Here is a 9,193-nt window from a genome sequence, read left to right as displayed (position 1 = left end):
ATTTTTCGTCATACGCAGGCAGACTTTCCAGTTGTCGGATCAGTTGCATCTGCACCAGTGCATCGGTTGCGGCCGCGTACAGGCTACTCGCGGTTTCCGGTTCATGATTCAGCGCCTGCAGATAAGTCGTGCCGCCAAGATCGGACAGCAATAAAAACCCCTGCGCGATATCGCGTGCGATGATATCGGGCACATGCACCGCCTCGGTCAGCAACTGCGCCACCTGTACGAAAGGCGCGCAGTCTTCGTGCTCCGGCGGCGCATCCATGGCAATCCAGGTTTTGTCACCGGATGTCACGCGGAAATATCGTCTGAAACTTGCATCCGCGGATGCCGGCGCCACGGTAAAGACTTGTCCGGGCAATTGCTTTTGTAGCCAATTCTCAAGTAACTGCAAACGATCCATGTAAATTACTCGTGTATTGAAAAACTTTTGAAGATGACCCTGCCGTCAATGCCTGTTACGATCAAAATTATTTTGGTATATTGAATGAAACAAAAAAATAACAAAGTACAGATGCCGTTTATCATTGCTTTGTATCATGCTTTACCATTGTTTTATCGCTGTCTGGATATGCAGGAATATGCAAGTATCGCAGGCAAGCAGGCGTAAAGTCAGTATTTTATCACGCCACATGCGGGGCGAAGACGATTCCGGATTCAGCAGCTGTCGCAATATCATCCATGGAGAAAAAATGCTTAACAAAAACATCATTGAAGAAATCAATTCGAAAGTCAGCGAAATTCTGCAGAACAGTCCGGCAAAAGATGTCGAACGGAATGTACGCGCGGCGTTATCCGGTGTTTTCTCCCGGCTGGATCTCGTCACGCGGGATGAGTTTGACGTGCAGCAGAATGTTTTGCAGCGCACACGGGAAAAATTAATCCAGCTCGAAGCCAAAGTGGCCGAACTGGAGCAGCGGCTCGGTATCAGCACTACCGGAAATGGAACGGCAGCCGCCGGCGCAGGCGCGTTCGGGGCGCAACCGAATTCCACGCAGGGTCAGGATGCAACGGCGCAAAGCACCGAGTCATCTCAGTCGAGCGCGACGTGATGCGTCTCCTCCAAAGGATTCTCCGTCCGTGATTCCTTGAGGAATCATGGACATTGCCGGCTGATCGCCCGCGTCGATGCCGCTTGCTGTTCTGTATAGCCGCGCACTGGCCGGCATGCATGCGCCGCTGGTTACGGTTGAGACGCATATTGCCAATGGCTTGCCAAGTTTTACCATCGTCGGCCTGCCGGAAACCGAAGTCAAGGAAAGCCGCGATCGCGTGCGCGCCGCGCTGCAAACCGCGCACTTCAAAATTCCGGCGCAGCGCATTACCGTCAATCTGGCGCCCGCCGACCTGCCCAAGGAAAGCGGCCGTTTTGATCTGCCGATAGCGCTGGGCATTCTGGCGGCTTCCGGACAAATTCCCGCCGATGCGCTCGACCGTTATGAGTGGGCTGGAGAGCTTGCGCTGACTGGCGAATTGCGGCCGATACACGGCGCACTGGCCATGACCTACAGCGCGGCGCAGTCGGGCCGCAGTTTTGTTCTGCCGCAGCAGAATGCGGCTGAGGCGGCGCTGGTCAAGCAGGCGAAAATCCATGCCGCGCAGACTTTGCTGCAAATCTGTTCGCATCTGACCGGCGATGCGCCGTTGCCGGCGTATCGCCATGCGCCGGAAGAGCAGGGCATCATTCCGGACTATCCCGATATGGATGAGGTCAAGGGACAGGCGCAGGTCAAGCGCGCGCTGGAAATCGCCGCCGCCGGCAGTCACAGCCTGCTGATGATCGGCCCGCCCGGCACCGGGAAATCGATGCTGGCGGCGCGTTTTCCGGGCATCCTGCCGCCGATGACCGAAACGGAAGCGCTGGAATCGGCGGCCATCCAGTCACTCGGTCACGGCGGTTTCGATATCCGCAACTGGAAACGTAGACCCTATCGCGCACCGCATCACACCGCGTCGGGTGTTGCGCTGGTCGGCGGCGGCAGTCACCCGCGCCCCGGCGAAATCTCGCTGGCCATGCACGGCGTCCTGTTTCTGGACGAACTCGCCGAATTCGACCGCAAAGTGCTTGAAGTGTTACGCGAACCGCTCGAATCCGGCAGGATTACTATTTCGCGCGCAGCGCGTCAGGCGGAATTTCCCGCGCGTTTCCAGCTGATTGCCGCCATGAATCCCTGTCCCTGCGGTTATCTGGGACACGCTTCCGGCAAATGCCATTGCACGCCGGATCAGATCGTCCGCTACCGTGCGCGGATTTCCGGCCCGCTGCTCGATCGCATCGACCTGCAGTGGAAGTGCCCGCGCTGGCGCCGGACGACCTGCTGCACGGAGCGGCCGGCGAGCCCAGCGCCGTGGTGCGCGAGCGTGTGCACCTGGCGCGCCAGCGCGCCCAGGCCCGCCAGGGCACCACCAACCAGGATCTGGCCGGGCAGGCACTGGAGGTGCATGTGAAGGCCGATCCCGCCGCGCTGAAGTTCCTGCACACCGCCGCCGTGCGCCTGGGCTGGAGCGCGCGCAGCACGCACCGCGCCCTGAGGGTGGCGCGCACCATCGCCGACCTCTCGGGCACGGACACCGTGGCGGCCGCCCACGTGGCGGAGGCGATGCAATACCGGCGGGTGCTGCAGTCCGGCTGAAGCCCCCTGCCGCCCCGTGCCCCGGGCCAACTGGTATGGTTCCCGGTTTCGCCCACGCCCATTTCCAAGCAGGAGACCTCCATGAGCTACCCCAACACCCAGCTGTTCATCCAAGGCCAATGGCGCGATGCCCAAGCGGGCGAGACACTGGCTGTGTTCAACCCGGCGACCGGCAAGGAAATCGGGCGCGTGGCGCACGCGCGCCAGGCCGACCTGGACCTGGCCCTGGCCGCCGCGCAGAAAGGCTTCGAGACCTGGCGCGACACACCGGCCATCGAGCGCGCCAAGGTGATGCGCGCGGCCGCCGCCCTCATGCGCGAGCGCGCCGGTGCCATCGCCCGCCTGCTCACCCAGGAGCAGGGCAAGCCCCTGGCCGAGGCCAAGGGCGAGGCCATGGCCGCCGCCGACATCCTCGAATGGTTCGCCGACGAGGGCCTGCGCGTCTACGGCCGCATCGTGCCCTCGCGCGGCAACCTGGCCATGCGCCAGATGGTGCTCAAGGACCCGGTGGGCCCGGTGGCCGCCTTCACGCCGTGGAACTTCCCCATCAACCAGGTCGTGCGCAAGCTCGCGGCGGCGCTGGCCACCGGTTGTTCCATGATCGTCAAGGCGCCCGAAGAAACCCCGGCCGCGCCGGCCGAACTGGTGCGCGCCTTCGCCGACGCCGGCCTGCCCGCGGGCGTGCTCGGCCTGGTCTATGGCACGCCCTCTGAAATCTCCAGCTACCTGATCGCGCACCCGGTCATCCGCAAGATCACCTTCACCGGCTCCACGCCGGTGGGCAAGCAGCTCGCGGCCATGGCAGGCCAGCACATGAAGCGCGTGACCATGGAGCTGGGCGGCCACGCACCGGTGATCGTGGCCGAAGACGCCGACGTGGCCCTGGCCGTGAAGACCGCGGGCGGCGCCAAGTTCCGCAACGCGGGCCAGGTCTGCATCTCGCCCACGCGTTTCCTGGTGCACGAGAGCATCGCCAAGGAGTTCTCGGCGGCATTGGTCAAACACGCCGCCGGCCTCGCGGTGGGCGACGGCTCGGCCGAGGGCACGCAGATGGGCCCGCTGGCCAACCCGCGCCGCGTCACGGCCATGGCCGAGTTCACCAAGGACGCGGTGGAACGCGGCGCCACCCTGGCCACCGGGGGCGAGCGCATTGGCGACGAGGGCAACTTCTGGCGGCCCACCATCCTGACCGACGTGCCACTCAACGCGCGCGTGTTCAACGACGAGCCCTTCGGCCCCATGGCCGCCGTGCGCAGCTTCAACACGCTGGACGAGGCCATCGCCGAAGCCAACCGCCTGCCCTACGGCCTGGCCGGCTACGCCTTCACGCGCTCGCTGAAGAACGCCGACCTGCTGGCGCGCCGGGTCGAGGTGGGCATGCTGTGGGTCAACATGCCCGCGATGCCTTCGGCGGAGATGCCATTCGGCGGCATCAAGGATTCGGGCTACGGCTCCGAAGGCGGGCCTGAGGCGATGGAGGCCTACCTGAACTCGCGTGCCGTGGCGATCATGAACGTCTGATCGAACCGCGCCAGGGACCGCCCGGGAACCCCTGGGCTTCACCGTGGGCGATGCGCTCGGCCTTGTCCAGGGATATCCGTTCTCCAGTCACATGGTGGTGGGCGCGCTGCCATGTGGAAACGCGGCGACGGGGCCGGCAAAATGCATGGCGTGTGCCACAAGGGGACCCGCATGGATTTCTTGTTCAGCGTGCTGGAGATTTTCCGCAAGCGTCAGGTCGAAGCGACCATCCGAACGCAGTTTGAGCAGTGCCAGCGCCTGGGCATCTGTCTGGGCCGCCCCGCCATCCTGGCCCGGCATGTCGTTGCGCTTGTGTTCAACGACAGGCCGAGATTGTGCAGCGGACGCCTCAAGGGCCTGGCCTTGACGACCACGGTGCTGGTCTGCGCATTCATGCGCAGCGACCTGCCTCGGGAAATCCGGGTCCTCTGCGCCGCCGCGCTGTCCAGGGTGCTGCTGGCGGCGCACCGGGAAGGCTCTCTGTACACCCACCCGCCCGCGGAGGACGCGCTGCTGAAGACGGCCCAGGAACTGATTCGGCAGTTCAATGACCAGCAGCAGCGCCTGTCCCGCCTGATGCAGGGCTGAGCCCCTGCAGCTTACTTGTTGGGTCCGATGCGGTGGGTGAATGCCACCACCAGCGCGGTCACGAAGAAGAAGGCCTGCAGCTCCAGGCGCCAGCCGCCGGTGTTGGTGATGTCAAACCAGTGGCCCATGTGCGCCAGGCCCACGGCGAAGGCCATGTTGATCGCGATGACCAGCGCCGCCGGCACCACCCACACGCCCGCGAGCAGGAACAGCGGCGCCACGAATTCGCCCAAGTACACGCCATAGGCCAGGAAACCGGGCAGGCCCTTGGCGACGAGCATGCCTTCGATGCCACCGACACCGCCGGTGATCTTGGCCCAGCCGTGCAGCAGCATCAGAAGGGCGAGGGTCCAGCGCAGCAGGATGACGCCGAGCCGAGGGTGGTTGAAGAGGTTATTGAGGATGTTCATAGTAGGAAAGTTCTAAAAAGCCGGAGATTATCATGCGCGGCACCGAAGGCTGAGCCGCTGCCGCGGGCCGAGGTTCCCGGCACGTGCGGCCAGCGCGCGCCGTGACGGGCTGGCCGATCTACTGGCGCTTCCAGTGTCTGTAGCCGCGCCATCCCCACACCACCAGGCACCCGGCGCCCAACACCAGCGCCAGCCAGCCCAGGCCCGCCGAGCCCGCCACGATCTCCCGCAGCTGCGGTGACTGCAGACGGTGGGGTGCGATCAGCACGATCAGGCCAATGGCGGCAAGCAGCACGCCTTTCCACAGCAGATCGTCGCTGGGCCGTTGGTGGGTCGGCTTCATCGCTCTGGGTCCTTACAGGTTCGGCGCGAGCCAGCGCTGCAGTTCGTTGCGCGTCACCGCGCTGCGCCTGGCCAGGTCGTCCACCTGGTCGTCGCCGATCTTGCCGACGTTGAAGTAGGTGCTCTGCGGGTGGGCGAGGTAGAAGCCGCTCACGCTGGCCGCTGGCGTCATGGCCAGGCTTTCGGTCAGCCCCATGCCGATGTCCTCGCACTGCAGCACGTCGAACATCGCGCGCTTGACGGAGTGGTCCGGACAGGCGGGGTAGCCCGGCGCCGGGCGGATGCCCTGGTACTTCTCCTTGATCAGCTCTTCGTTGCTCAGCGCCTCGTCGGCCGCGTAGCCCCAGAGGTCGGTGCGCACGCGGTGGTGCATGCACTCGGCCAGCGCTTCGGCCATGCGGTCGGCCAGGGCCTTGAGCATGATGGCGGAGTAGTCGTCGAGATCGTCGAGGAACTGCTTCTCCTTCTTCTCCACACCCAGGCCGGCGGTCACGGCGAACATGCCCACGTAGTCGTCGGCCACGCCCCGGGGCGCGACGAAATCGGCCAGGCAGCGGCTGGGCCGCATCACGCCATCGATCTCGTGCTTTTCGGCCTGCTGGCGCAGGCCGTGCCAGGTCAGCGCAACCTCGTTGCGGCCCTCGTCGGTGTAGAGCTCGATGTCGTCGTCATGCACGCTGTTGGCCGGGTACAGGCCCACCACCGCGCTGGCGCTGAGCCAGCGGCCTTCGATGAGGCGCTGCAGCATGCGCTTGCCGTCGCTGAACACGCGCCGCGCTTCCTCGCCCACCACCTCGTCCTTGAGGATCTCGGGGAATGGGCCCGCAAGGTCCCAGGTCTGGAAGAACGGGCCCCAGTCGATGTATTTGGCGATCTCGTGCAGGTCGAAATTCTTGAACACGCGCTTGCCGATGAATTTCGGCTGGCGCGGGGTGTAGGCCGACCAGTCGATCGGCGTCTTGTTCAGGCGGGCGCGCTCCAGCGGCCACAGCGGCACCTGCTTCTTGTTGGCGTGCTGGTGGCGCACGCGCTCGTAGTCGGCATTGACCTCGGCGATGTAGGCCGCGGCCTGGTCGGACAGCAGGCCCTGGGCCACGCTCACGCTGCGCGAGGCGTCGGGCACGTAGACCACGGGCCCGTCGTAGTGCGGCGCGATCTTCACCGCGGTGTGCACCCGGCTGGTGGTGGCGCCACCGATCAGCAGAGGGATGCCCTTGCCACGGAAGTGCTCGTCCTTCTGCATCTCGCCGGCCACGTACTGCATCTCTTCCAGGCTGGGCGTGATCAGGCCCGAGAGACCCACGATGTCGGCGCCTTCGGCCTTGGCCATGGCCAGGATCTCGTGGCAGGGCACCATCACGCCCATGTTCACGACTTCGTAGTTGTTGCACTGGAGCACGACAGTGACGATGTTCTTGCCGATGTCGTGCACGTCGCCCTTGACGGTGGCGATCACGATCTTGCCCTTGGGCTTGACGTCGCCGCCAGCGGCCTGCAGGGCCAGCTTCTCCGCCTCGATGTAGGGCAGCAGGTGCGCCACGGCCTGCTTCATCACGCGCGCGCTCTTGACCACCTGCGGCAGGAACATCTTGCCCTGGCCGAAGAGGTCGCCGACGACGTTCATGCCGTCCATGAGCGGGCCTTCGATCACATTGAGCGGGCGCCCGCCGCCGGCCTCGATCTCCCGCCACATCTCTTCGGTGTCTTCGGTGATGAAGTCGTTGATGCCGCGCACCAGCGCGTGCGACAGGCGCTCGCGGATGGGCAGCGCGCGCCATTCGTTTTTCTTGCTGTCGTCCTTGGCCGAGCCCTTGGCGCTCTCGGCCACTTCCACCAGGCGTTCGCCCGCGTCGGGGCGGCGGTTGAGCACCACGTCTTCCACGCGCTCGCGCAGCTCGGGCTCCAGCTCGTCGTACACGCCGACCATGCCGGCGTTGACGATGCCCATGTCCATGCCGGCCTGGATCGCGTGGTACAGGAACACGGTGTGGATGGCCTCGCGCACCGGGTCGTTGCCCCGGAAGCTGAACGACACGTTGGACACGCCGCCGCTGACTTTGGCGCCGGGCAGGTTCTGCTTGATCCAGCGCGTGGCGTTGATGAAGTCCACCGCGTAGTTGTTGTGTTCCTCGATGCCGGTGGCGATGGCGAAGATGTTGGGGTCGAAGATGATGTCCTCGGGCGGGAATCCCACCTCGTCGACCAGCACGCGGTAGGCGCGTTCGCAGATCTCGACCTTGCGCTCATAGGTGTCGGCCTGGCCTTTTTCGTCGAAGGCCATCACCACCGCGGCCGCGCCATAGCGCTTGACCAGGCGTGCCTGGCGCTTGAACTCGTCCAGCCCCTCCTTCATGGAGATGGAGTTGACGACGCCCTTGCCCTGCACGCAGCGCAGACCGGCCTCGATCACCTCCCACTTGGAGGAGTCCACCATCACCGGCACGCGGGCGATGTCGGGCTCGCCCGCGATGAGGTTGAGAAAGCGCACCATCGCGGCCTTGCTGTCGAGCATGGCCTCGTCCATGTTCACGTCGATGATCTGGGCGCCGTTTTCCACCTGCTGGCGCGCCACGGCCAGCGCATCCTCGAAGCGGCCCTCCAGGATCATGCGGGCGAAGGCCTTGGAGCCGGTGACGTTGGTGCGCTCGCCGACGTTGACAAAAAGGCTGCCCGCCTCGATGCGCAGCGGCTCCAGGCCGGAAAGCAGCATGGGCGGCACGGGGGTGGACGACGACGGGGAAGCGGATTCGGAGGACATGAGGCTCACCAAGGCAGTTTGCGAAAAACAGACCGGTGAGCGCCGTTTGGGCCTGTTCGCGCCCACTCAAGCCTGACGCACGGTGAGGGCTGAAAGCCCGCCGGCGCTGCAACGCTCCTTGAGAAGGCGGGATTTTAGCCCGCCGGGGGAGGTCCTGCCCGCCGTTGGTGCGATGCTTGCTTGCCCACAAGGGCATGACCGCCCCGCTTCCCGACCCCGACGCCCCCGGCACCCCGGTCACCGACTGGCACGCCCAGGAGCTGCTGCTCATGCGCGAGGTGATGAAGCTGGTGGGCCGCAGCCTGGCGCCGGCCTTCGTGTTGCGCGAGATGCTGCACCTCATGAGCGAGTTGCTGGGTCTGAACCGCGGCCGCATGGTGCTGGCTGGCGAGGCCGCGCCCGGCCAGGAGCGCACGGCCTCGGTGCGCCACGCCTACGGCCTCACGGCCGAAGAGGTGCAGCGCGGCGTGTTCCGCTGGGGCGAGGGCATCACCGGCCGCGTGCTGGCCACGGGCCTGCCGGCCATCGTGCAGGACGTGGACGCGGAGCCGATGTTCCTCTTCCGCACCGTGGCGCGCGATCGCCTGCCCCCGCAGACCGTGGCCTTCATCGCGCTGCCGATCGAGGTCAACGGCGCCACCATCGGCGTGCTGGGCTGCCACCGCATCCGCAGCCGCCAGCGGCACCTCAACGACGACCTGGCGGTGCTGCGCATCCTGGCCACGCTGGCCGGGCAGCTGCTGCGGCTGGAACAGCTGGTGGCCGAACAGACGCGCCAGCTGCTGGCGCGCAACGCGGCCCTGGCCCGCGCGCTGGACAGCGCCAGCGCCCGCTACGGCCTCATCGGCCGCTCGCCCGCGCTGCTGCAGGCGCTGGGCGAGCTCGAGCGCGTGTCGCAGTCGCAGGCCACGGTGCTGCTGCTGGGCGAGTCGGGCACC

General features: G+C 65.7%; 7 protein-coding genes, 2 pseudogenes and 1 riboswitch. Of the genes and pseudogenes, 5 read left to right on the top strand and 4 right to left on the bottom strand.

The window, feature by feature from the left end; translation table 11 throughout:
* Nucleotides 1–406 (bottom strand): phosphotransferase (locus KIT86_RS22875; protein WP_297402684.1); only part of this gene is annotated, 406 nt, incomplete at its 3' end.
* Nucleotides 407–695: 289 nt separating this feature from the next.
* Here KIT86_RS22875 and KIT86_RS22870 point away from each other — a divergent pair.
* The 4 genes and pseudogenes from KIT86_RS22870 to KIT86_RS22855 form a co-directional block, all read left to right on the top strand.
* Nucleotides 696–932: pseudogene (locus KIT86_RS22870) on the top strand (accessory factor UbiK family protein); the annotation flags it as partial.
* A gap of 199 nt (nucleotides 933–1,131) precedes the next feature.
* Nucleotides 1,132–2,636, top strand: a pseudogene (locus KIT86_RS22865) (YifB family Mg chelatase-like AAA ATPase).
* Between the two features lie 81 nt (nucleotides 2,637–2,717).
* Entirely contained in the window at nucleotides 2,718–4,157 is a 1,440-nt protein-coding gene (locus KIT86_RS22860) for an NAD-dependent succinate-semialdehyde dehydrogenase (protein WP_297402682.1), read from the top strand.
* 171 nt (nucleotides 4,158–4,328) lie between these two features.
* A complete protein-coding gene (locus KIT86_RS22855; RefSeq protein ID WP_297402681.1) occupies nucleotides 4,329–4,745 on the top strand; it encodes a hypothetical protein in 417 nt (138 codons plus the stop codon).
* 11 nt (nucleotides 4,746–4,756) lie between these two features.
* On the opposite strand, the gene KIT86_RS22850 is transcribed toward KIT86_RS22855, so the two are convergent.
* The 3 genes from KIT86_RS22850 to metH form a co-directional block, all read right to left on the bottom strand.
* The gene (locus KIT86_RS22850) at nucleotides 4,757–5,155 is read right to left on the bottom strand and encodes a DoxX family protein (RefSeq protein WP_297402679.1); all 399 of its coding nucleotides are present in this window, start codon (nucleotides 5,153–5,155) and stop codon (nucleotides 4,757–4,759) included.
* 118 nt (nucleotides 5,156–5,273) lie between these two features.
* Nucleotides 5,274–5,498: a hypothetical protein gene (locus KIT86_RS22845; protein ID WP_297402677.1), complete on the bottom strand. Its 225-nt coding sequence runs from the start codon at nucleotides 5,496–5,498 to the stop codon at nucleotides 5,274–5,276.
* A gap of 12 nt (nucleotides 5,499–5,510) precedes the next feature.
* Nucleotides 5,511–8,255 carry a methionine synthase gene (gene metH / locus KIT86_RS22840; protein WP_297402675.1) on the bottom strand — a complete coding sequence of 915 codons (2,745 nt, stop codon included), beginning with the start codon at nucleotides 8,253–8,255 and terminating at the stop codon, nucleotides 5,511–5,513.
* Nucleotides 8,256–8,285: 30 nt separating this feature from the next.
* Nucleotides 8,286–8,381, bottom strand: a riboswitch (S-adenosyl-L-homocysteine riboswitch).
* A gap of 68 nt (nucleotides 8,382–8,449) precedes the next feature.
* On the opposite strand from metH, the gene KIT86_RS22835 reads away from it, so the two are divergent.
* Nucleotides 8,450–9,193 (top strand): GAF domain-containing protein (locus KIT86_RS22835; protein ID WP_297402673.1); only part of this gene is annotated, 744 nt, incomplete at its 3' end.

This window comes from Hydrogenophaga sp. (assembly GCF_026125825.1).
GTDB lineage: Bacteria > Pseudomonadota > Gammaproteobacteria > Burkholderiales > Burkholderiaceae_C > Hydrogenophaga.
The sequence above is the reverse complement of the archived record's forward strand: the minus strand, read 5'-3'. Positions and strand labels throughout refer to the sequence as shown.

Bases quoted from the DNA above. Each gene is read 5' to 3' on its own strand.
- KIT86_RS22845 (WP_297402677.1), bottom strand. From the start codon at position 5,498: ATGAAGCCGACCCACCAACGGCCCAGCGACGATCTGCTGTGGAAAGGC.
- metH (WP_297402675.1), bottom strand. From the start codon at position 8,255: ATGTCCTCCGAATCCGCTTCCCCGTCGTCGTCCACCCCCGTGCCGCCC.
- KIT86_RS22860 (WP_297402682.1), top strand. From the start codon at position 2,718: ATGAGCTACCCCAACACCCAGCTGTTCATCCAAGGCCAATGGCGCGAT.
- KIT86_RS22855 (WP_297402681.1), top strand. From the start codon at position 4,329: ATGGATTTCTTGTTCAGCGTGCTGGAGATTTTCCGCAAGCGTCAGGTC.
- KIT86_RS22850 (WP_297402679.1), bottom strand. From the start codon at position 5,155: ATGAACATCCTCAATAACCTCTTCAACCACCCTCGGCTCGGCGTCATC.